This window comes from Micropruina sp. (assembly GCF_047602385.1).
GTDB lineage: Bacteria > Actinomycetota > Actinomycetes > Propionibacteriales > Propionibacteriaceae > Micropruina.
This window is the reverse complement of sequence record NZ_JASGHL010000002.1, coordinates 99,057-121,758: the sequence shown is the minus strand read 5'-3', so window position 1 is coordinate 121,758 and position 22,702 is coordinate 99,057. Positions and strand designations below refer to the sequence as shown.

Genomic DNA, 22,702 nt, shown 5'->3' with positions numbered 1-22,702 from the left:
GCTCACCAGTCCTCGACCAGCAACTCCTGCATGGCGCGTCCCAGGCTCTCGATCAGCACCGTGTCGTCGGCCGAGGTCAGCGCCGGCAGCCGTAGGACGTAGCGGCTGAGCGCCATGCCGAGCACCAGGCTCACCGCCAGCTGGCCGCGCAGCTTGAAGTCGCTGCGGCCCAGCTGCTCGGCGATCGCGCCGAACACCTCCTTGGACATGAACTCGCTCAGCGGGCGCTGCGGGATGTCGTCGGCGACCGCGGAGCGGAGCATGGCGGTGAAACGCTCGCGGCCGCCGTCCGGTCCGTCGTAGGCGGCGAGGAAAGCGGCCACGGCGGCCGGGCCGATCCGGTCGCGCGGGCCGGCCAGCACCTCGGCGACCAGCCGGTCGGCGTCCAGTGGCAGATCGAGCACGGTCTCGGCGAACAGGTCGGATTTGCTGGCGAAGTAGTGGTGGATCAGCGCCGGGTCGACATCGGCCGCGCGGGCGATCGCGCGCAGTGAGACTTTGTCGTACCCGAGGGTCGAGAACAGCGAGAGCGCAGCTCGGCAGATGCTGCCACGGGTGTCGGCACGGCCCGGACGGCGTCCGCGCGGCTTCGCGGGGGTGTCCGTCATCGCGCCTCCTTTGCGCCGTTGACCGCGCGGCCTGTCCGGGCTCGGCCGAGCCTGTTACGACGCCGGCGCTGCCAGGCCGACGCGTCGGTTCCGAGACACACCCTAATGGGTGACTTGTGATTCCGAGCTGCTACTCGGGAATTCACCGCATGCCGTCATCGCCTCAAACTGCCCGCGAGGCCCCGGAGTAGGCCGCAGTTCTGGCCGGTGGTGATGAATTCCACCCCGTCCACCCCGAACCCCTCCCTAACTACCTGTGCCCTCCCGCATGCGGGAGGGCACAGGTAGTTAGGCAGGGCCTTGTCGGTGGTCGGCACCACGCTGTGCCGCCGGAGGAGGCCCCGCCGGTCAGGCGGGCTGCATCGTCCCGGTCTCGAGGAACCGCTGGTGCCAGCCCAATGAGTGCCGCAGATCGTGCGGCGTGTGCAGGCCGTTGCAGACCCGCTGGGCGTGCTCGAAGTAGTCCTGCAGCATCGGCCGGTAGGACGGGTGGGCGCAGTTGTCGATGATCAGCCGGGCGCGCTGCTTCGGCGATTTGCCGCGCAGGTCGGCCAGGCCCTGTTCGGTGATCAGCACCTGGACGTCGTGTTCGGTGTGGTCATGGTGGCTGACCATCGGCACGATGCAGGAGATCGCCCCGCCCTTGGCCGTCGACGGCGTGACGAACGCCGAGATGAAGGCGTTGCGGGTGAAATCGGCCGAGCCGCCGATGCCGTTCTGCATCCGGGAACCCATGATGTGGGTCGAGTTCACGTTGCCGTAGATGTCGGCCTCGATCATGCCGTTGCAGGCGATGATGCCCAGCCGCCGGATCATCTCGGGGTGGTTCGAGATCTCCTGCGGACGCAGCACGATCTTGTCCCGATAGCGCCTGGCTTCGGTGTTCATCCGCTCGGCGTACTCCGGCGACAGCGAGAAGGCGGTGGCTGAGGCGACCGTCATCTTGCCCGAGTCGATCAGGTCGACCATGCCGTCCTGGATCACCTCGGTGTACGAGGTCAGGTAGTCGAACGGCCCCTCCATCAGCCCGGCCAGCACGGCGTTCGCCACATTGCCGACGCCCGATTGCAACGGCAGCAGGTCCTTGGGCAGCCGTCCCCTCTTCACCTCGTGGGTGAGGAACTCGAGGTAGAAGCCGGCCATCTTCTTCGAGTCGTCGTCGGCCGCCTTGAACGGGGTGTTCCGGTCGGCGGCGTCGGTTTCGACGACGGCCACCACCTTGTCGAGATTCACCCGGTAGTTGCGCTGCCCGATCCGGTCCCCGGTATGGGTCAGCAGCACCGGTTGGCGCTCGGGTGGCAGCCGCGTGCCGTAGTAGATGTCGTGCATCCCCTCGAGGTCTGCCGACTGCCACGAGTTGACCTCGAGAATGATCTGCTCGGCCCGGTCGAGGAAGGTCTTGTTGTTGCCGATGGACGACGACGGCACCAGCAGGCCGTCCTCTTTGACGGCCGTCACCTCGACCACCGCGGTGTGCAGTTTGCCCATGCTGCCGGCCCAGATCATCGGCGCCAGGTGGGACAGGTGAATGTCGACGTACTCGGTCACGCCCTCGTTGATCTTGCGGCGCATGATCGGGTCGGACTGGTACGGCGTCCGGAAGCCGACACCGTCCACCGCGGCCAGCATGCCGTCCAGTTCGGGGGCCGTCGAAGCGCCGGTGAGCAGTCCGATCTGGAACTCCTCACCGCGATCGTGCGCTGCCTTGATCTCCGATGCCAGGGCGACCGGGAGCTCCTTTGGGTAGCCCGCACCGGTGAATCCGCTCATCCCGACATTGGTGCCTGGCCTGATCAGCTTGGCTGCCTCGGCGGCGGTGGTGAGCTTCTTGCGCAGCTTCTTGTTCAGGACGCGGGACATGGGCCTTTCCTTCGGAGAATCGTCTACTACGCGGCATAGTAGCTAGCTACTACGGAGCATAGTACTGACCGCGTTCCCGCGGGCGGCTTGCGGGAACTACGGTGTCCGCGTGAGTCAGATTTCCTACGGCAGCTGGCCGTCCCCGATCTCGGCCGCCGATTTGTCGATCGGCGGCGTCCGGTTGGCGGAGCCGCGCTACGACGGTGCCGACCTCTACTGGACCCAGGGCCGTCCGGCCGAGTCCGGACGGGTGGCGCTGATCCGCCAGCGCGACGGCGTGACCGGCGAGATGGCGCCCGGGCTCAATGTGCGGACCCGGGTGCACGAGTACGGCGGCGGTGCCTGGGATGCCCGCGACGGGGTGGTCGTGGTGAGTTCCGACCCGTCCGGGCAGCTGGTTCGGCTGGACGGCGAGGCGCCGGTGACGCTGACGCCCGATGGGACCAGCTGGCGGTTCGCCGATCTCCGGGTGTGGCCCGAGCTCGGCGTAGTGCTGGCCGTGCGAGAGGATCACTCCGCGCCGGGAGAGCCGGTGAACAGGCTTGTCGTAGTGGGTTTGAGCGGTTCAAACGAGGACGGCGGAACGGTGCTCGCTGAGGGTGCCGACTTCCATGCCTGCCCCGAGCTGTCAGCGGATGGACGACTGGCTTGGATGGAGTGGCGGCACCCGGACATGCCCTGGGACTCGTGCCTGATCAGGATCGGGCGATTGCGGGTCTCGGCCGCCGGTCTCACGCTGGACGACGTCCGCACCGTGGCCGGCGGGCCGGGGGAGTCTGCCGTCCATCCGCTCTGGCGGGGCGAGGAGTTGCTGTTCTGCTCGGACCGTTCAGGGTTCTGGGAGCTGCACGCGAGAGCTCCCGGCGGTGCGCTGACCCAGCTCACCGACGGCCACGCCGACCTGGTCGAACCGTTCTGGGTGTTCGGACGGCGGCCGTTCGCCGTCACCGGGAACGGCTCGGTGGTGCTGCGGCCGCGGGTCGACGGACGGAGCGCGCCCACGTTGCTGACGTCTCTCGGCTACTCGCAGTTGGCGCCGGACGTCGTCGACTGCGACAGCCTGGACGCCGCCGGCGACCGGGTGGTCGCACTCGTCCAGTTCGCCGACGCCCCGGACGCCATCGTGGAGTGGTCCGGCGGCGAGCGCCGGGTGGTCGACTCGGCGTCCTCGATCGCGCTGAGGCCGAGCCGGTTGAGCCCCGCCGAGGCGGTGAGCTGGGCGGGAACGGCAGGACAGGTGCACGGCTGGTACTACCCGCCGTGCTCCGAGCCACCGCTGTTCGAACCCGTGCTGGTCGAGCTTGTCGAGACCGCCGCGCCCGTTGCCGAGCCAGAACTGCCGCCGCTGATCGTGATCAGCCACGGCGGTCCGACGGCCTTCTCCACCGCCGGGTTCAGCCTCGCCGTGCAGTTCTGGACCACCCGCGGCTTCGCCGTCCTGGACGTGAACTACAGCGGCAGCAGCGGCTACGGACGGGCCTACCGCGACCGGCTGCGGGGCGAGTGGGGCGTCCTCGACGTCGCCGACTGCATCGCCGGTGCACAGGCGCTGGCTGCCGCCGGCCGGGTGGACGGCGCACGCCTGGCGATTCGCGGCGGCAGTGCTGGCGGCTACACCACGCTGCGCGCGCTGACCACCTCGGACGTCTTCGCGGCCGGTTGCAGCCGGTACGGGATCGGCGATCTGACCGCGCTGGCGTCCGACACGCACAAATTCGAGGCGCGCTACCTGGACGGCCTGGTCGGTCCGTGGCCGGCGGCGTCCGAGACCTACGCGGAGCGCTCGCCGATCAACCACCTGGACGCTCTCAGTTGCCCGATGCTGATCCTGCAGGGAGCCGAGGACGCCGTCGTCCCGCCGAATCAGGCCGAGGCGATGGCGGCGGCGGTCGCCGCCAAGGGTCTGGAGGTCGAACTCATCGTCTTCGACGGCGAGGGCCACGGCTTCCGCAAGGCGGAGACGATCCGGCGCGCGCTGGAAGCCGAGCTCGCCTTCTACGCGCGCACCTTCGGCATCACGCTGCCGAGCTGACGCCAACTTCGCCGCGCCGCGAAACGCCTCCCGACAAGGCCCTCCCTAACTACCTGTGCCCTCCCACCAGTGGGAGGGCACAGGTAGTTAGGGAGGGCTTTGTGGCGCCGGGTCACGGGCTCGCCGGACGGCCCGCGTCCGGATCCGCGTCCGCGCTCGCGGCCTCTTCGGCGGCCCGGATCTCAGCCGTGTTGATCCGCCGGCGGGCGTAGCCGAGGAACGCGAAGTGGCAGGCTCCGCTGACCAGGAAGACCGCCCGCAGTGCCCAGTCGCGGGGCAGGACGGCCTCGGCGAGGCTGACCAGCAGGCCGCCGAGTACCGTGCCGATGGCGATGGTGCCCCAGCCGAAGAACCGGTACACCGAGTTCACCCGGCCGAGCAGCCGGTCGGGGATCAACCGCTGCCGCAGCGACACCGTGACCACGTTCCAGATCACCACGAAGACCCCTGAGGTCACCCCCAGCACCCAGAACGGGACGGCCCACGGCAGCAACCCCATCAGCGCGATCGAGATACCCATCCCGGCGATCGAGACCAGCAGCGCGGTGCCCGGGCTGAGCCGCCTGGTGACCCGCTCGGCGATCAGCGACCCCAGCACAGCGCCCGCGGCGATACCCGTTGTCACCAGGCCGAACTGCCATCCCTCGTAGAGCCCCAGCACCTCCTGCACGAACAGCACCAGGATCACGAAGGCGACATTGCTGAGCATGTTCAGCAAGCCCAGCAGGATGGCCAGGCTGCGGATCAGCCGGTGCTGCCACAGCCACCGGAAACCCTCGCCGATCTCGCCGCGCCAGTCGATCCGGGTGCGCGGACCGGACGCCGCCGCACCGCCCGGCGCGAAGCTGCCGGCCAGCGCGAACACCATGGCGGCGCTCACCGCCAGCAGGCCGGCGTTGACGAAGAACGGCAGGGCCAGCGCCACGGCGACCAGGACGCCGCCCAGCGGAGGCCCGACGAAGCTGTTCATCGTCGTCTCGGCTGCCCACAGCCGTCCGTTGGCGCGTTCGAGCCGGGATTTGTCGACGATGGACGGCAGCAGCGTCTGCGCGGTGTTGTCGCGCAGCACCTCGGCACAGCCGAGCAACAGCGACGCCACACAGAGTGCCACGATCAACGCCGGGCCGCCGGACGGCTCCGGCGCACCGGCGGCGAGCTCCTCCGGCGTGGGTAGGTCGGCGGCATGGAGCGCCACCGTGACGCCCAACCCGGCCACCACGATCACCCGGCAGACGTCCATCCAGCCGATCAGCAGCCGGCGGTCGAACCGGTCGCTGATCACCCCGGCCGGCAGGCTGAAGATCAGCCAGGGCAGCCGTCCGGCCACCCCGACCATTGCGATCAGCAGGGCGTCCCGGGTGACCGCGGACGCCAGCCACACCAACGCGACCGTCATCAGCCCGTCGCCCAGGTTGGCGGCCGTCGCGGACGCCAACAGCTTGCGATAGTTCGCGCCCAGCCCGGTCTGCTGCGGGCCGGCGGCCGCGCTCACCGGTCCTCCTCCGACTCCGGAAGTGCCGGACGCCGGGTCGGATAGAGCCCGTAGACCAGGGCGTAGGTGATCGGCCCGGACGCCGGCTCGGCGGCGAACTCCATCACCAGCTCATCGAGGCGATGCTTCCACTCGACCGCACGCTCCAGCGGAATGCGGGCGTACCGGACATTCGCGGAAAGCACGGTGCCGTCCGGGGCGGCCTGCCCCACCTCGGCGGACGCCCGGCCAAGTATGTGTTGCTCCTCGCCGACCGCTTCGTGCTCGCGGTGATAGAGGAACACCCGCGCCGTGCGGCCGTAGTACTTCGCTTCCAGCGCCCGGACCCGCTTGGTGCGCACGACGTGCACCAGGCCGGCCTCGGCGAGCACCTTCAGGTGGTGACCGATGGTGCCCTTCGGGCGTCCGAGCACCTCGGCGAGTTCGGACGTGGTGGCCGCCCGATCGAGCAGCAACGACACGATCTGCCGCCGGCTGTCCTCGAACAGGGCACGGTACTGCCCGGGCTCGGTGAGTTCGAGCACCTCGGCCAGCGGGTAATCGGGTGGCCCGGCGACGCCCTCGCCGGTCGCGTCCGGAATCGAATGGTCGGTCATTCCAGTATGGTCGATATTTCCCGACCATTAGTCAAGGCGTGCCGATCAGTCGAGCGGAAGCACCTCGATCCGCTGGCTGAGCGTCCAGTGCTCGCCGGGCAGCAGGGTGAGGGCGTTCGCGAGGACGTTGGCGGCCTCCACGCAGACCATGCCCGTCCACTCGCCGGGACCCATATCGGGCATCTGCTCAGCGGCCTGCTGCCACGGATTCCACACCACCACGTTGGACGCGCCGTGGGTGGTGGAGACCAGCTGCCGTCCCAGACCCGGGTCGCGCACGGTGACCGGGCCCTCGGACAGATACACCCGATCTGTGGGGCCGTCGAGGCGTAGGGGGCCGGATTGAGTCAGGTCGAAGGCCGGCTCGGGGCTGTTCTTGTCCAGATAGACGGCCCCGTCGAGGCCATCGATGGCGACTTCGCGGACATCGCCGACCGCGAGATAGGTGTGCAGGGCCTGCTCGATGGTGAACGGGACATCGCCCTCGTTGGACGCCCACAGCGAGACCAACAGGTGCTCGGCGCCGAACTCCACCGTGAGCCGGGCCCGGTAGTCGTAGGGGAACTCGGGCTGGTCCCCGCTGATCGACGGATCCGTCGAGTACTCCACCCGCAGGACGTCGTCGGACTCGGTCGCCCCTTCTCGCCGCCACGGGGCTGCGCGGACGAAGCCGTGCGCGGGCTTCTTGTCGCCGCTCAATCCGGGGCCGAACCAGGGGAAGCAGATTGGGATGCCGCCCCGGATCGCCTTGCCGGCTGCGTAGGCGGTGGCGGAACTGAGCCAAAGTACCGGCTGAGCCGAACCTGCGGGTTGCCAGCCGACGACATGAGCGCCGTGATCGAAGATCCGGCAGCGTCCGGTGGAGTCCTCGATGCCCGGTAGGGGAGCGGCGATCTCGGTGTAGGTCATGAGCGAGACAGTAGTGGTCCGGTCCGTCCGGGACTCGAACTACGCGGCCCAGCCTGGCCGGAAAAGGAGGAGCGCTGCGGAGCCTGGGACGGCCCCGCAGCGCTCGGGGAGCCCGGGGGGATGGGCTCGTCTGTGGGTTGGGGTGGTTCTGCGAATACTGCGCGATCAGTAGGCGCCGCTGGAGCCCAGAACGGCCCGCGCGGTGCGCATCAGGATCGTCAGATCCTGCATGATCGACCAGTTGTCGACGTAGTAGATGTCCAGCCGGACGGTCTCGTCCCACGGCAGGTTCGAGCGTCCGGAAACCTGCCACAGGCCGGTGAGACCGGGGCGCACGTCCAGCCGGCGAACGGTGTCGCTGTCGTAGAGCGCGACCTCCTTCGGCAGCGCCGGGCGCGGGCCGACCAGGCTCATGTCACCACGGAGCACGTTCCAGAACTGCGGCACCTCGTCGATCGAGAAGCGTCGGATGAAGCCACCGATCTTGGTGATCCGCGGATCCTTCGCCATCTTGAACAGCACGCCGGCGCCCTCGTTCTGCGCCTGCAGCGCGGCCAGCCGCGCTTCGGCGTCGACCACCATGGAGCGCACCTTGAGGCACTGGAACTCTTCGCCGCGGCGTCCGACCCGGGTCTGCCGGAACAGGACCGGTCCGCGGTCCTCCAGCTTCACCATGAGTGCGACCACGGCCATCACCGGCGCGCTGAGCAGCAGCAGGATGCTGGAACCGATGATGTCGAAGGCCCGCTTGCCCCAGCGGGACGCGGCCACGGCCTGCGGCCGCTCGACGTAGACCAGCGGCAGGCCGGCCACCGGACGCGGGTTCAGCCGCTCGGAGCTGATGTCGGTGAGCGCGGGCACCACGATCATCTGGGTGTCGAGGTCCTCCAGGTCCCAGGCCATCCGCTTGAAGTGCTGGCTGTCGGGGAAGGATCCCTCGGCGAAGATCACCGTGTCGATGGACGAGTCCTCGATCAACTCCACCACGTCCGACACGCGGCCCAGGATGGGCAGGCCGGCCGGGGTCTCTTCGATCTCGGCGGACGTGACCGCGCCGACCACCTGGTAGCCGAGCCACTTCTCCCGACGCAGCACGCGGGCGACCTCGTCGATGTGCGAGGGCGAGCCGGCAACCAGTACCGAGGTCTGGAACAGGCCCCGGGCACGCAGGTGCATCAGGGCGCGACGGCGAATCAGGCGGCCGACCAGCATGGCCGGGATCCCGATGGCGAACAGGAGGATGAAGAACGAGCGGGACAGGTCGGACATGGTCAGGTAGCAGCCGATGCCGACCGCGCCGGCGAACAGCCCTGAGCCGAGGGCGACCCGCTGGTACTCGACCATGCCGGTCTGCAGATGGTGCAGGGCGTAGGCGCCGCACAGCGCCAGCGTGGCCATCCAGGCGCCCGGAATGGCGTAGTAGGCCCAGACCGGTCCCTCGGGGCCGAACATGTTGTTGTGCAGGCCGAGGCCGAAGCGCCCGGCGTAGGCGGCCAGTGCCGACATCGCGATCAACAGGGCGTCGATCAAAGCGACGCTGGTCTGCCGAAGGGCCGCGCTGCCGCGGGCGGTCATGAGGCTGCTGTTCAGGCGCTGACGAGCAGCCTGAACGCGCACGTCCAGAGTAGTCATGTGAAGAAATCCCCCCCGAGATAACTGCGAACTCCCCCCGAGTTCACGACAGGCACCCCCCAGCACCTGCTGCACCACAGCTTCCCACACCTTGTCCGGCCTGGCAACCGGAGATGGCTGATCTTTCCCGCTCGGACGCCCTACGTACATCTACGTGTATCCCGGCATTTGAATCCGTGTGGGAGTTCGTGCGAAGATCTCATCGTTCGACCGGCGGGGGGCTGGTCGATGTTCCGGGGGGAATGCACGTGAGAACGGGCTACTTGTTGTCCGTCTTCGACATGGTTGATGTGGGAGACGTTGACGTTGTTCATCAAGCTGCGGAGAGTGTCGACCGGGTCGAGGCTCGCGTGCTCTCCGATGAGGCAGTCGTCGGGCTGACCGGCCGAGCGCCGGTGGTGCCGGCACAGGAGCGGCTGGAGATCGTCGGGTCGATTCGCGACGTATCGGACGCCACCATCTACGACCCGTCCGGCCCGCTGAAGCGGAGCAGCCGCGACATCGTCTATGCCCGCACCGATGTCGGCATCGGTCAGGCCGAGGTGGATCACTGGCTGCAGCCGCGGGTGGCTGAACGGACGGCCTCCGACTTCGGCCGGCCGCTGGCGTTGCGCCCAGCGGATGGAGCCATGGGCTACGTTCCGGGCGCCTGGGACATGTTCCACATCGGCCACCTCAACATCCTCAAGCGTGCGCGAGCGCAGTGCGCACGTTTGGTGGTCGGCGTGGTTACCGATGAGGCGTTGTTCCAGGCCAAGGGCAAGTATCCAGTGGTTCCGCTCGCGGAACGCATGGAAGTGGTGGCCGCGATGGATATCGTGGACGCTGTTGTGGTCGATTTCTCCAGCAGCAAACTGGATGTCTGGGAGCGCGTTCACTTCGACGTGTTGTTCAAGGGCGACGATTGGCGCGGGACGGCGAAGGGCGACCGGCTCGAGTCGGAGATGGCTACCGTCGGTGCCAGCGTTCGCTACTTTCCCTACACCGCCCACACCTCGTCCACGGCGCTGCGCCAGATTCTCGCCAGCCGCTGAACGCACGTCCTGCGGGCAGGCCGTTCCGGTATGCTTCCGCACGGTCGGTTACACCCCACTTGCTGGCGCCCTTTGCGTCCGGCCGACCCGCCCACGAAGGAGTTTCACGCTTGTCAGCACGCCAACGAGCCCCGATCGATTCCGATCGATCCAGTCTCGAGACGGACGACAGGCCAGTCGTCCGCATTCTGGGTACCCATGGCGTCCCGGCCAACTACGGCGGCTTCGAAACGGCTGCCGAGAAGGTCGGCCTGCATCTGCTCGCCGCCGGTTGGCGGGTCATCGTCTACTGCCAGGTCGACGGCTCGGGTGAGATCACCTACGACGAGTGGCACGGCTTGGAGCGGGTGAACGTCCCGGTGAGTGTGCCCGGGTGGCGCGGAACGTCGCTTTTCGACCTGAAGTGCGTCCGGCACGTGAGCCAGTTCGATGATCTCTGCCTGGTCTTCGGGTACAACACCGGGATCTTCAACACTTGGCAACGGCTCAAGGGCATCCCGATGGTGATCAACATGGACGGGATCGAGTGGTCGCGGTCGCGTTGGGGATTCACCCGTCAGGCCATTCTCTACATCAACGAGCGGTTCTCGGCGGCTGTGGGCAACCATCTCATCGCCGACCACCCGGCGATCGAGAAATACCTCTGGACGCGCGCGCCGAAACGCAAGGTGACGATGATCGCCTACGGAGCGGACGAGGTGCTCGAGGCCGATCCGGCGCCGGTACGCGCACTGGGTCTGGAGCCCGGTGGTTATCTCACGCTGATCTGCCGGCCCATTCCAGAGAACTCAATTCTTGAGCTCGTCCAGGGTTTCTCGGCCAAGCCGCGTAGTCAGAAGCTGGTCATTCTGGGCAACTACGACCCGCAAGGCGACGAGTACCACCGCCAGGTCATGGAGGCGGCGTCCGAGGACGTGCTTTTCGTCGGCGCGATTTTCGATCCCGCCATCGTCCAGCCACTGCGGTTTCATAGCGCGCTCTACATGCACGGTCACACCGTCGGCGGCACCAATCCGTCGCTGGTCGAGGCCCTGGGTGCTGGAAATGCGGTCCTGGCCCACGACAACGTGTACAACCGTTGGACGGCCGGCGCCGGGCAGAGCTACTTCACCACCGCCGATGATGTCGAGGCCGCACTGGACGAGATCCTCGAGTCGCCGGATCGGCTCGCCGAGATGAGCGGGGCGGCGCGCGAGCGCTACCTCTCCGGACTCACCTGGTATCAGATCGGTGAGCAGTACCGAATTCTGCTCGATCGCTATCTCCCCAAGAACGTGAAGAAGATTCGAAATGGAAGGCGTTGAACGATGGTGAAAGTGGCGGTAGTCGGCCTGGGGAAGATGGGAATCTCGCATCTTTCCATGGTGCGGGCACTGCCAGGCGTGGAGGTCGTTGGCGTCGTCGATGCCACGACCTACCTGCTCGGCATACTGAAGAAATACACCGGCTTGGCGACCTACACGTCGATCGACAAACTCCTGGCCAACGAGCAACCTGACGCAGCCATCGTGGCGACGCCGTCGCGGTTGCACTACCCGATGGTCAAGCAGCTGCTGGAGGCCGGCGTCGCAGTCTTCTGCGAGAAGCCGTTCACGCTCAGTGGATCCGAGGGCGACGAGTTGGTCGAGTTGGCGCAGGCCAAGGGTCTGGTCACTCAGGTGGGCTACCACAACCGGTTCGTCGGCGCGTTCGGCGAGGTGAAGCGGTTGCTCGACGCCGGCGCCATCGGCACGGTCACTCACGGACTGGCCGAGGCCTACGGTCCGGTGGTGCTGAAGCCTCAGGGCGGCACCTGGCGGAGCAAGAGCACCGAGGGTGGCGGCTGTCTCTATGACTACGCCGCCCACCCGCTGAACCTGATCAACTGGTACCTCGGCGAGCCGGTCGGAGTGGGTGGCACTGTGCTGAACAGCATCTTCTCCGCCGAGATCGATGACGAGGTTTCCTCCACGCTTTACTACGACGAGGGCCGCACGGTCTCGGTGTCGGTGAACTGGTCGGACGAGTCGGTTCGCAAGATGACCACCAGGATCACCCTGTGGGGCACAGCCGGCCGCATCTTCGCCGACCGCCAGGAGATTCAGGTCTATCTGCGCGAGGAGGCGCAGCTCCCCGAGGGCTATCAGGCCGGCTGGAACGTTCGCTACACCACCGAACTCACCGACCAGGTCGACTTCTACCTGCGCGGCGAGGAGTACACCGCCCAGTTGGCGCACTTCGTGGAACGGGTCGCTGGGGGGATCGTGGACGGCGAGAACACATTCGCCTCGGCGGTCGTCACCGACAAGCTGATCGAGCGGATGATCGACGACTCCAAGCGTGGGCCTTCGGTGCGGCTCAGCGATGAAGTGGTCGCCGTCCGGCCTCCGGCGCGGTCGTTGGCCGCCCGATTGCTCGATCTCGGCCGTTCGGGTGTGAAGCGCGTCCGGGCACTCGTGTCCGGCGGAAAGTGAGGACGACGATGGACAACCTGCTTTTCGGAGACAACCAGTTCTTCGGGGTCAATCACATGTCTGAGGAGAAGGCCCGCCAGCAACAGATGCGCTTCCAGCGCACCGACGCGGTCATCGACGTGCTCAAGGATGCCTACGCCGAAGGCGTGACCACCTTCATGTGCACGACCCATGACCGGATCGGCGAAGTGGCGCACTACTTCCGCGAGAATCGTGAACAGTATCCGGACTTCACGTTCTTTCCGGGGATGCCTTACGCGCACAAGTACGCCAACGCCATCACCACCGACGGAATGATGGGTGCGCTGAAGCGTTTCCTGCCCAACTCCGGGCTCGTGGACGCTGCGATGCGCGGTACCTCGTCCTTGGTCGGCAAGGATATCGAGGGCTTGGTCACGTTGTTGATCGACGCCGAGATGAAGATGTTCGAGGGGCTGCCGACGCCGGTGATCTGGCTGCAGAATGTCGTCACGGACCTGTTGCTCGGCATGGGCTTCAACGACGCGTTCTCGATCTTCGCCGATCACGTCCGCAGCCGGTACGACGCCGAACCCGGGTTCATCACCATGAATCTGCCGATGCTGGCCCAGGTGCTCGACAAGCAGGGCGTCGCCTCGCCGCTGATCTGCGCGAACATCAACAAGATCGGCTTCCGGATGTCCGGCGGCATGGACTCCTACCGCAAAGCGCTGGAGTCGCACGATTTCCGACCGGTCGCCATGTCGGTATACGCCTCTGGCGCCATTCCTGCGGATGAGGCGATCCAATGGGTGTGCGAGCAGCCGAACATCGAGGCGATCGTCTTCGGGGCGTCGTCGCGGCGCAACATCGCCAATACGAAGCAGTTGGTCGACACCTACTGGAACAAGTGATGGCGGGCGATCGGCGGACCGTTCTGATCGCCAATCCGGGTGCGGACCTGTACGGATCGGACCGAATGACGCTGGAGAGCGTCAAAGCGCTCACCGCGTCCGGCTACCGGGTATTCGTGACGGTGCCCGGGGACGGTCCGCTGATCGAACTGTTGACCGAAGCCGGCGCCACCGTGCTGGAACAGCCGACGCCGATCATCCGCAAGAGTCTGCTGTCGCCGACGGGCTTGGTGCAGCTGGTGAAGGAGACCATGGCTGCCTGGGGGCCGTCCTGGAGGCTGCTCAAGCACACCAACGCTGCGACGGTGATCGTGAACACGATCACCCCGCCGCTGTGGTTCCCGCTGGCCCGGCTGTCCGGACGGCAGGTGGTGTGCCATGTGCACGAGGCCGAAGGCACCGCCAGCCCCATCCTTCGGGCGGCGCTCTACCTGCCGCTGGTGTTCTGCCAGCGGATCGTGATCAACAGCCGGTTCAGCCTGGACGTGCTGGCGGCATCGGCACCCTGGCTGGCGAAGCGGACCACGATCGCGTACAACGCCGTTCCTGGGCCCGCAGAGGTCGTCCCGCCGCGCGAGCAGCTCGGCGACGAGGTCAGGCTGCTCTACATGGGACGGCTCTCTCATCGCAAGGGCCCCCACGTCCTGGTCGAGGCGGCCGAACTGCTCAAGCGGCGTGGACGCCGGGTCCGTCTGGATCTACTCGGCGCGGTGTTTCCCGGGAACGAGGCCTACGAGGATGGCCTGCGCGAGCAGGTGGCGCAATCGGACCTGAGCGATGAGGTCACCCTCCTGGGCTTCCGGCCGACGATCTGGCCGACCCTTGCCGACAGCGACATCGTGCTGATCTCCTCGGTGGTGGACGAGCCGTTCGGCAACACCGCGGTCGAGGCGTCCTTGGCTGCCCGCCCACTTGTGGTGAGCGACATCGCGGGCCTCAAGGAGGCCAGTCACGCCGCCACCAGCGCGATCCGGGTCCCGGCCGGGGACGCAGCCGCGTTTGCGGACGCGGTCGAGACCATCGTCGATGACTGGGAGCGGTACCGGTCGGCCGCACTGCGCGACTCCGAAACGGTCGCTCAGACCTTCTCGGCGGCCGAGTACGGTCGGGCGCTCACCAAGGGCTGCGGACTTCCGGCCCACGCCTGATTCGGCCTACTGGGCCGCCAACTCGGCGTCCAGGTTGCGCAGTCGCTTGTACCAGACGCCGATGACCAGCAGGGTGTAGCCGGCATTGGCGACGGTGAGCAGCAGGTAGAACCATAGGAACGCCGGAGGATAGGCCAGCAGCAAGAAGGACAGGCAGAGCAGGCCGTAGTCGGTCGGCAGCTTGAGCAGGGACATCACGCTCGATCCCGCCTGCGGGGTCTCCCGGCCCAGCCCCAGCCTGAGCCGCGCGTTCCGGGTCAGCAGGTCGGTGAGCAGCATGCCGAAGAAGTGAATGACGTAAACCGCCGCGAACAGCAGTGGCACCAGCAGCCACAGCGGCGCGACATCGAAGAACCGGTACATCGAGATCAGCACCGCCAGGTGCAGGGTGGCGATCTTGAACGAGTCGATGACATGGTCCAGCCACTCGCCGGTGAGGCTGCCGCCGCCGCGCAGGCGGGCCAGCTGGCCGTCCGCTGCATCCAGCGCATAGCCCAGAACCAGTGTCACGGTCACCGCAAGCGCAAGCGGCAGGCTCGGAGGCACCAGAGCGATCAACGCGATGCCGGTGAACGTGCAGACCGCACTGATCACGGTGACCTGGTCCGGTGTCATTCCCAGCCGGTGCGCGGCCGCCGCGAACACGCGTCCGAGCGGCCGGTTCACCAACAGCGAGTAGATCGGCGCACCTTTGGAGCTCTTCTGGGCGGCCTGAAGCTGGGCGTAGTTGGCCCGGAAGGCAGGTCGGTGTGAGGTCGTCATCAAGGCGTTTCCCCTTGTTGTCACTGGGAGTGGTGGGCGCTGAGGGTGCAAATTCGCGCCGTCCGGCCAGTCTACGCCGTGATGGTCGATGAGATGCGCACCCTTTTGTCCGGGTCAGCCCAGGACGTTGACCGCGCACCCGAGGTGACAAACCCGCCGCCAGCAGTTATCATTCGGTGCGGAGGAAGTAGCGGCATTGCCGCGGTTGGCGTATCGGGGGATTCGTCGCCGAAATCTCAACTTGCTCCACTTTTTTCGAGCGTCTCGGGGGGGAACGCTGTGGGGAATCTATCTCGTACCATGTCCGCGGTCGTATTGGCCGGGGTGTTGCTGAGCGGCTGCACGTCGGGATCAACAGGCCCGTCGCCGGCGGCATCGACCGCCCAGGCCACGCCGACCGATTCGCCGGTCACCTCGGCCAGCCCGGATCCGACGTCCAAGCCGACCACGGCGGCCACGACCAAGGCCCAGCCGGTTCCGAAGGTTCAGCGCGACGGGGGAGGCACGCCGACGATAACGGCGCGTCCGGCCGGCACCGACGGCCGGGTGAGCTACTCCGACGGAGTCAAGCTGCGCATCCGCGACGTCACCTTCGGCAAGGAGACCAAGGAAGGTCCCGGCCGTTTCCCGGGGCGGGCCTACGCGGTGCTCGCGATGGAGATCTCCAACGGAAGTGCCCGCGCTTTGTCGTTGGACACGGTGGTGATCACCGTCTTGGACAGCAAGGGCAAGCAGGTCAACCCGGTCTACGCCGAAGAGGCCAAAGTGAACGACTTCGCCGGTGAGTTGAAGCCGGGCGGGACGGCCAAGGCCAACTATGCGTTCGCCGTGCCGAAGTCGTCCTACTCGAAGGTGACCGTCGTGGTCGACTTCGACGGCGTGCACACCTCCGCGGTCTTCCGCGGTGGACTGAGCTGACCGTGGCCGGCCGAGTCGTGTCGTTGCTGCGCTCCCGCGCCCTCGGCGCCGCGGTCGCGCAGGTGTGGCAGGCGGTCGGCAGCTTCGGGCTGCAGATCGTCGCCGCCTGGACACTCGGCGCGCAGGGCCTGGGCCTGATCAGTCTGTCACTCGGCGTGATCGTGCTCACCACGGCTCTCGCCAGCGGAATGGTCGGCGACTCGCTGGTCATCCTCGACCGGACGCGACCCGCGGTCCGAGGTGCGCTCCAGGCCTGGGCGCTGATGCTCGGCGCGCTGACCGCGCTCGGCTCGGGAGTGATCATGGGCCTCACCGTCCTCACCCCGCTGCAGGCGGCACTGTTCGCCGGTGCTCTGGTCGCGTTTCAGTTCGAGGAACTGGTGCGCCGCATCCTGATGGGCGTCATGCAGTTCTGGCGGCTGGTGATCCTGGACAGTGTCGCGGTTGTCACCGCGCTGGCGATCATCGGCGGGTCCGCAGCGATGCGGATGATCACCGTCGAGTCGTTCTTCGCTGCTCTGCTCGCCGGACAACTGGCGGGGATCGTGGCCGGCATCATGCTGCTGCCCGCGGCAGAGCGGAGGTGGGTGCGGATGCGTGGCTCCGATCTCCGTCCGGTCGCCGCCTTCGGGGCGTGGCGGGGCGCCCAGGTGGCGGTACCGCAGCTCATGCTCACCCTTGCCCGCGTGCTGGTCACGGCCTTCGCCGGCGGGGCGGCGCTCGGCCTGATCGAGGGCGCCCGGATCTTTGTCGCACCGGTCCTTCTCGTCGTCCAGGGCCTCGGCTCCTACCTGCTGTCCAGCTACGTCCGAGACTCCGCGCTCGGGGTTGCCGCACTCCGGCGACGGGCTTGGCGCGCGTCGCTGCTGCTGATGTCCGGAGCGCTCGTCCTCGGAATCGGCATCATCTCGGCCGCCCCGTACCTCAGCCATCTCGTCAGTGGGCCGAGTTTCGACATCGAGCGACTCACCGTCGCGGGCTGGGTGGTCTACGTCATGGCGTCGGCTTCTTTCCAGCCGTTCGCCAGCCTGGCGGCCGTCAAGGGCCGTCAGCGCAGGGTTTTCGGCTGCCGGCTGATCGATGCCGGCTTCGCCGTCGTTCTTCTCACGTCATTGCTGGCGCTCGGCGTCAGCCCCGCCTGGACACCGTTCGCACTGGCCGCCGGCCTGCTCGTCGGTGGCTTCCTGGTCCGCCAGTTCGTGTTGGCACCACTGGCCAGAACTTCGTCTCTTGCTCCTACGACCGAACTCAGGATGAGCAATGTCTAACTCTTCAACGTCGCGCCCGAGGAAGGGCGTCAGCGGCCTGGTTGCCGCTGTTGTGGCGGTCACGGCCGGCTTGGCCGGTGTCTTCCCCGCGCAGCGGGCGGAGGCTGCGCCACTACCGAACGACCCGGCTACGGTCACCGCTGAGGCGCTGCCGACGTGGCAGCTCAACGGCGTGGTCTGGAGCACCGTCGTGGTCGGTAACACCGCCTACGTGACGGGCGAGTTCACCCAGGCCAGGCCGCCGGGCACGCCGCTGGGCAGCCCGCTGTCGGTGGCCGCCACCAATATCTTCGCTTTCGATGTGACCACCGGGAATCCGGTCACGTTCAACCACTCGCTGAACGCCCAGGGTCTGGTGATCCGGGCCAACGACAGCGGCACCCGCCTCTACGTGGGCGGCGACTTCACCGAGGTGGACGGGGTGGCCCGCGGTCATATCGCGGCGTTCGACCTGACCGCCAGCGGAGCGCCACTTACGTCGTTCAACGCCCGCACCGATGGCCAGGTCCGCGGACTCGTCCCGATCGGCAACACCGTCTATGCCGGCGGCAACTTCCGCTCGGCCAACGGCCAGACTCGCGCACTGTTCTCCGCCTACGACGCGGGAACCGGCAATCTGACCCCGTGGGCGCCGGTCGGAGACACCAGCGGCTACGTGTTCACCATGGTCGCGGCGCCGGACAAGTCACGCATCATCGCGGGCGGCTCGTTCGCAACCATCAACGGCGTGGATGCCTACGGCATGGGCTCGATCGACGCGACCACCGGTGCCACCTTGCCGTGGGCGGCGAATACCAAGCTTCGGGCCGCCGGACTGAACGGAGCGATCGATACGTTGTCGACGGACGGCACCTCGATCTTCGGGGCCGGCTACTCCTTCGGCGCCGGCGCGGCATTCGAAGGCACCTTCTCGGCGGATCCGAGCACGGGCGCGATCAACTGGGTCAACGACTGCCTTGGCGATACCTACGACACGTTCCCGATGGGCGGCGTGCTGTACACGGTCAGCCACGACCACAACTGCACGTTGGCGGGCGCCTTCCCGGACACCAACCCGCGGGCCCGCTGGGTGAAGGCGAGCGCGGAGCGGATCGGGCCGACCATCGGCACGATCACCAGCAAGGACGCCTACAACTGGGACTACACCGGAATCCCGTACACCGGTCAATTGCACTGGTACCCGGATCTGGAGTTCGGCACCTACACCGCTGCCAAGCAGGCCGCGTGGTCGATCGGTGGGAACGGGGACTACCTGGTCCTGGCAGGTGAGTTCCCGATGGTGAACAACGTGGCGCAGCAGGGCTTGGTCCGGTTCGCCAAGAAGCCGATCTCGAACGGCCTGAAGCCGAGTGCCTCGGCCGGGTCGACACCGACCCCCATTCCGTCCGGACCGGGAACTGTGCGCGTCGTCTTCGGCGCAATGTTCGACCGCGACGACGCCGTCACCGAGTACGACATCTACCGCGGGGTGGGCACCGCCACCACGAAGATCGCCACGGTGAGCAAGAACGACGCGGAGTTCTGGAGCCTGCCCAAATACACCTACACCGATTCCGGTCTGGCCGACGGCACCCAGGTGCGCTACCAGATTCGAGCGCGCGATGCTGCAGGCAATGCGCAATGGTCGGCATGGTCCGGCTTCGTCACGGTCGGCGGCGCGAGCTCGGCCTACGCCGACCTGCTGGCCGGCCATGGCGCCTCGCACTTGTGGCGCCTCGAGGAAGCCCCTGGGAGCACCCTGGTGGTCGACTCGATCGGCTCGGCTCACGGCACACCCACCGGTGAGACCTTCGGCAATGCCGGGGCGTTGCTGAACGAGTCCAGCAAGGCCGCGGCCGGGACGGCCTCGAGCACGGTTGTCACCACGACCGCCGAGACCGCACCGGCGAGCGTCGCGGTCGAGGCCTGGGTGAAGACCACCAGCACCCGAGGCGGCCGGATCGTCGGCTTCGGCGATCAGGCCAACACGGCGAACGCCTCCACCATCACCGACCGAGTGCTCTACCTGGACAACTCGGGCCGACCGAACTTCATGATCAATGACACCGCCATGAGGACCGTGACGGCGCGGAACGGGATCAACGACGGCAACTGGCACCACGTCGTGGGTGTGGCCGACGGGTCGGGCATGCAGCTGTTCGTCGATGGAGCTCGAGTCGCTCGGGACCAGCGCTACACCGCCGGGCGCAGCTACCAGGGCTACTGGCGGATCGGATCGGACATCACCAACAGCTTCACCAACCGTCCCTCTGACCTCGCGCTGGCGGGGCAGCTGGACGAGGTGGCGGTGTATCCGCGCGGCCTTTCGCTGGCTGAAGTGCAGTCCCACTACACCGGCAGTGGACGAACCGGCTCGTGGCCGGCGGCACCCACCGACGCCTACGCGGCATCGGTGCTGGCCAACTCGCCGGACCTGTACTGGCGGCTCGCCGAGAGCAGCGGGAACGCGATCGACTCCTCGGGCTCCGGCAACTTCGGCACCGTGTCCGCGGGCATCTTCTCGCCGCTGACCCGCGGTGTGAGCGGGGCGATCGCGGGGAACACCGCCGCGACCTTCGACGGCAGCAGCAACCTGATCGTCGGGCAGCATCCGTGGGTCACCCCGAGCGCTTACACCGCCGAGGTGTGGTTCAAGACGACCACGACGCGTGGCGGCAAGCTGATCGGCTTCGGCAATGCGACCAGTGGGTTGAGCTCGTCCTACGACCGACATGTCTGGATGCAGAACAACGGCAAGCTGTCGTTCGGCGCGTACAACGGCAGCCAGCAGACGATCACCTCGACGGCCAGCTACAACGACGGTCAATGGCATCAGGTGGCTGCCACCCAAGGCGCCGACGGCATGAAGCTTTACGTGGACGGTCTGCTGATCGGCACCAACGGCGCCACCTCCGGCCAGGCCTACGTGGGGTACTGGCGGATCGGGGCCGACCGGACCTGGGGCGGTGCCACCAGCAACTACTTCGCCGGCAGCCTCGACGAGGCGGCGGTCTACCCGTCGGCGCTCACCGAGAACGACGTCCGGGCGCACTTTGCGGCATCGGGGCGGACGGCGCCGAACCGGGCTCCGGTGGCGGCCTTCACCGCTGCCAAGACCTACCTGAGCGCCGCGGTGAACGCCGGAACTTCCAGCGATCCCGATGGTGGAGTGCTGACCTACACCTGGAACTTCGGCGACGGGGCAACCGGCACCGGAGTCAACGCGACCCACACCTACGCCTCGGCGGGCACCTACACGATCGCACTGACCGTCGCCGATCCGCAGGGGCTGACCAACTCCACCAGCCAGACCGTCACGGTGGTCGCGAACCAGGCGCCGACGGCCGCGTTCACCGCAACCGTCGACAGCCATGCCGTCGCGTTCGACGCGGCCACCTCGTCCGACCCGGACGGCTCGCTCGCGAGCTATGCCTGGGACTTCGGCGACGGCCAGACCGGCTCCGGCGCGACCGTGACGCACACCTACGCCACGGCCGGCACCTTCACCGCTGCCTTGACGGTGACCGACGACCAGGGAGCGACCAATACGGTCACGCACCAGGTGATCACGGTCGATCCGCCGAATCAGCTGCCGGCGGCTGCCTTCACCAGCACCAAGTCGGATCTCGACGTGTCCTTCGACGGCGCCACGTCCACCGACCCGGACGGCACCATCGTGGGCTGGGCGTGGGACTTCGGCGACACCACGACAGGAAACGGCGCCACCGTGGCGCACAGCTATGCCGCCGCAGGTCAGTACACGGTCACCCTGACTGTCACCGACAACCGCGGCGGAACGGCGACCGTCTCGCACGCCGTCACCGTGCTGGCACCGAACGTCAAGCCGACCGGGGCCTTCACCTGGACAGCTGACGACGAGAAGCTGAGCTTCGACGCGAGCGCCTCGGCGGACACCGACGGCACCATCGAGTCCTATGAGTGGGAGTTCGGTGACGGCGAGTCCGGCAGCGGCAAGACGCCGTCGCACACCTATGCGGCGTCCGGCACCTACACGGTGAAGCTGACCGTGACCGACGATCGCGGTGGCAAGGACACGGTGAGCCACGACATCGCAGTGGTCGCCAACGCCAAGCCGACGGCTGCCTTCACCAACACGGCGAGCTTCCTGGCGGTGAGCTTCGATGGCACCGGGTCGTCCGACACCGACGGTACGGTGGCCAGCTATGCCTGGGAGTTCGGCGACGGCGGCACCAGCACCAGTGCGAGCCCGAACCACACCTACGCCAATGCCGGCAGCTACCAGGTGAAGCTGACGGTGACCGACAACGACGGCGCCAAGGATTCGGTGACCAAGACGATCACGGTGACCGCTCCCGGCCCGGTTGCGGCGGACGCGTTCGGCCGCACGGTGGCCAGCGGCTGGGGGACCGCCGACAACGGCGGACCGTGGTCGATCGCAACCGGCGCCGCCCGGTTCTCGGTGGCCGACGGTAAGGGCAAGGTGACTATGTCGACGGCGGGCAGCGGCTACACGGCTCTGCTCAACTCCGTCAGCACCAGCAACGCCGACGTGTCTGTCGATGTCAGCATGGACAAGGCGGCAACCGGTGGCGGCAACTACTTCAGTGCCATCGGACGCAACGTGGCCGGCCAGGGGAGCTACAGCGCCAAGGTGCGGGTGATGTCGACCGGAGCGGTCCAGCTGCTCCTGGTCCGCACGGTGGGTAGCACGGAGACGACATTGTCCAGTCAGACCGTGTCCGGGCTGACCTACACCGCCGGCGACACCTTGAAGGTCCGGTTGCAGGTGACGGGGACAAGTTCGACGAGCCTGCGGGTGAAGGTGTGGGGCTCGGGCAGCGAACCGGCTGCGTGGAACCTGTCCACCACCGACTCCACGGCGTCTCTCCAGGTGCCGGGAGGGGTTGGCCTGAGCACCTACGTCTCGGGCAGCAGCACGGGCTTCCCGGTGATCTACTCCTTCGACAATCTCATGGTGCCGGCGCCCTGACAACGGCATTCGTTGGGGCCGGTCAGAATCTGTGAAGATCTGGCCGGCCCCTTCTTATTGGCGTCTCATATTTCGTTAATATTTAACGATACTCAGTTTCTCGAATTCCGCCGGGAAGCTGAAAGTTCAGTGCGTGGCATGGTACCGTTCGTGCGTCGCTTCGGGGG

Annotated in this window: 16 protein-coding genes; 9 read left to right on the top strand and 7 right to left on the bottom strand. The window is 67.3% G+C overall.

Features of this window, described 5'->3' with window-relative positions; translation table 11 throughout:
- Positions 1-2: 2 nt before the first annotated feature.
- Together QM711_RS05430 and QM711_RS05425 are read right to left on the bottom strand one after the other, a co-directional pair.
- Positions 3-608, bottom strand: coding sequence for a TetR family transcriptional regulator (locus QM711_RS05430; RefSeq protein WP_415097082.1), 606 nt, complete (start codon positions 606-608; stop codon positions 3-5).
- Between the two features lie 348 nt (positions 609-956).
- Positions 957-2,468: an acetyl-CoA hydrolase/transferase family protein gene (locus QM711_RS05425; RefSeq protein WP_415097080.1), complete on the bottom strand. Its 1,512-nt coding sequence runs from the start codon at positions 2,466-2,468 to the stop codon at positions 957-959.
- 109 nt (positions 2,469-2,577) lie between these two features.
- Here QM711_RS05425 and QM711_RS05420 point away from each other — a divergent pair, with 109 nt between their 5' ends.
- The gene (locus QM711_RS05420) at positions 2,578-4,500 is read left to right on the top strand and encodes an alpha/beta hydrolase family protein (protein ID WP_415097078.1); all 1,923 of its coding nucleotides are present in this window, start codon (positions 2,578-2,580) and stop codon (positions 4,498-4,500) included.
- 112 nt (positions 4,501-4,612) lie between these two features.
- Here the strand turns inward: QM711_RS05420 and QM711_RS05415 are convergent, their stop codons facing one another.
- The 4 genes from QM711_RS05415 to QM711_RS05400 all read right to left on the bottom strand — a co-directional run bounded on the left by QM711_RS05415 (position 4,613) and on the right by QM711_RS05400 (position 9,129).
- Positions 4,613-5,992, bottom strand: a complete 1,380-nt coding sequence (locus tag QM711_RS05415) for an MFS transporter (protein WP_415097076.1) — start codon at positions 5,990-5,992, stop codon at positions 4,613-4,615.
- Positions 5,989-6,588 carry an ArsR/SmtB family transcription factor gene (locus tag QM711_RS05410; RefSeq protein ID WP_415097074.1) on the bottom strand — a complete coding sequence of 200 codons (600 nt, stop codon included), beginning with the start codon at positions 6,586-6,588 and terminating at the stop codon, positions 5,989-5,991. The genes QM711_RS05415 and QM711_RS05410 overlap by 4 nt, the downstream gene beginning before the upstream one ends.
- 45 nt (positions 6,589-6,633) lie before the next feature.
- On the bottom strand, positions 6,634-7,497 hold the full coding sequence (locus QM711_RS05405) for a D-hexose-6-phosphate mutarotase (protein WP_415097072.1): 864 nt from the start codon (positions 7,495-7,497) through the stop codon (positions 6,634-6,636).
- Positions 7,498-7,662: 165 nt separating this feature from the next.
- On the bottom strand, positions 7,663-9,129 hold the full coding sequence (locus QM711_RS05400; RefSeq protein ID WP_415097070.1) for a sugar transferase: 1,467 nt from the start codon (positions 9,127-9,129) through the stop codon (positions 7,663-7,665).
- 248 nt (positions 9,130-9,377) lie between these two features.
- Here QM711_RS05400 and QM711_RS05395 point away from each other — a divergent pair, with 248 nt between their 5' ends.
- The 5 genes from QM711_RS05395 to QM711_RS05375 all read left to right on the top strand — a co-directional run bounded on the left by QM711_RS05395 (position 9,378) and on the right by QM711_RS05375 (position 14,636).
- Positions 9,378-10,163 (top strand): adenylyltransferase/cytidyltransferase family protein, encoded by a 786-nt coding sequence (locus QM711_RS05395; RefSeq protein WP_415097068.1) that lies wholly within the window; start codon positions 9,378-9,380, stop codon positions 10,161-10,163.
- Between the two features lie 110 nt (positions 10,164-10,273).
- On the top strand, positions 10,274-11,467 hold the full coding sequence (locus QM711_RS05390) for a DUF1972 domain-containing protein (protein WP_415097066.1): 1,194 nt from the start codon (positions 10,274-10,276) through the stop codon (positions 11,465-11,467).
- Between the two features lie 3 nt (positions 11,468-11,470).
- Positions 11,471-12,616 (top strand): Gfo/Idh/MocA family protein, encoded by a 1,146-nt coding sequence (locus tag QM711_RS05385; RefSeq protein WP_415097064.1) that lies wholly within the window; start codon positions 11,471-11,473, stop codon positions 12,614-12,616.
- A gap of 8 nt (positions 12,617-12,624) precedes the next feature.
- Positions 12,625-13,488, top strand: a complete 864-nt coding sequence (locus QM711_RS05380; RefSeq protein ID WP_415097062.1) for a hypothetical protein — start codon at positions 12,625-12,627, stop codon at positions 13,486-13,488.
- 65 nt (positions 13,489-13,553) lie between these two features.
- Entirely contained in the window at positions 13,554-14,636 is a 1,083-nt protein-coding gene (locus tag QM711_RS05375) for a glycosyltransferase family 4 protein (protein WP_415097060.1), read from the top strand.
- A 6-nt stretch (positions 14,637-14,642) separates the two neighbouring features.
- On the opposite strand, the gene QM711_RS05370 is transcribed toward QM711_RS05375, so the two are convergent.
- Positions 14,643-15,398, bottom strand: a complete 756-nt coding sequence (locus QM711_RS05370) for a CDP-alcohol phosphatidyltransferase family protein (protein WP_415097058.1) — start codon at positions 15,396-15,398, stop codon at positions 14,643-14,645.
- Between the two features lie 300 nt (positions 15,399-15,698).
- Between QM711_RS05370 and QM711_RS05365 the strand changes: the two genes are divergently transcribed.
- The 3 genes from QM711_RS05365 to QM711_RS05355 are packed head-to-tail and all read left to right on the top strand — an operon-like array spanning position 15,699 to position 22,535.
- The gene (locus QM711_RS05365; RefSeq protein ID WP_415097056.1) at positions 15,699-16,316 is read left to right on the top strand and encodes a DUF4352 domain-containing protein; all 618 of its coding nucleotides are present in this window, start codon (positions 15,699-15,701) and stop codon (positions 16,314-16,316) included.
- A gap of 2 nt (positions 16,317-16,318) precedes the next feature.
- Entirely contained in the window at positions 16,319-17,584 is a 1,266-nt protein-coding gene (locus QM711_RS05360) for a hypothetical protein (RefSeq protein ID WP_415097054.1), read from the top strand.
- Positions 17,577-22,535 carry a PKD domain-containing protein gene (locus tag QM711_RS05355; protein WP_415097052.1) on the top strand — a complete coding sequence of 1,653 codons (4,959 nt, stop codon included), beginning with the start codon at positions 17,577-17,579 and terminating at the stop codon, positions 22,533-22,535. Before QM711_RS05360 ends, QM711_RS05355 begins: the two co-directional genes overlap by 8 nt.
- Positions 22,536-22,702 lie beyond the last annotated feature (167 nt).

Coding starts and splice junctions, on each gene's coding strand:
- QM711_RS05430 (WP_415097082.1), bottom strand. CDS start 608: ATGACGGACACCCCCGCGAAGCCGCGCGGACGCCGTCCGGGCCGTGCC.
- QM711_RS05425 (WP_415097080.1), bottom strand. CDS start 2,468: ATGTCCCGCGTCCTGAACAAGAAGCTGCGCAAGAAGCTCACCACCGCC.
- QM711_RS05410 (WP_415097074.1), bottom strand. CDS start 6,588: ATGACCGACCATTCGATTCCGGACGCGACCGGCGAGGGCGTCGCCGGG.
- QM711_RS05405 (WP_415097072.1), bottom strand. CDS start 7,497: ATGACCTACACCGAGATCGCCGCTCCCCTACCGGGCATCGAGGACTCC.
- QM711_RS05400 (WP_415097070.1), bottom strand. CDS start 9,129: ATGACTACTCTGGACGTGCGCGTTCAGGCTGCTCGTCAGCGCCTGAAC.
- QM711_RS05385 (WP_415097064.1), top strand. CDS start 11,471: ATGGTGAAAGTGGCGGTAGTCGGCCTGGGGAAGATGGGAATCTCGCAT.
- QM711_RS05380 (WP_415097062.1), top strand. CDS start 12,625: ATGGACAACCTGCTTTTCGGAGACAACCAGTTCTTCGGGGTCAATCAC.
- QM711_RS05375 (WP_415097060.1), top strand. CDS start 13,554: ATGACGCTGGAGAGCGTCAAAGCGCTCACCGCGTCCGGCTACCGGGTA.
- QM711_RS05370 (WP_415097058.1), bottom strand. CDS start 15,398: ATGACGACCTCACACCGACCTGCCTTCCGGGCCAACTACGCCCAGCTT.
- QM711_RS05365 (WP_415097056.1), top strand. CDS start 15,699: ATGTCCGCGGTCGTATTGGCCGGGGTGTTGCTGAGCGGCTGCACGTCG.
- QM711_RS05355 (WP_415097052.1), top strand. CDS start 17,577: ATGTCTAACTCTTCAACGTCGCGCCCGAGGAAGGGCGTCAGCGGCCTG.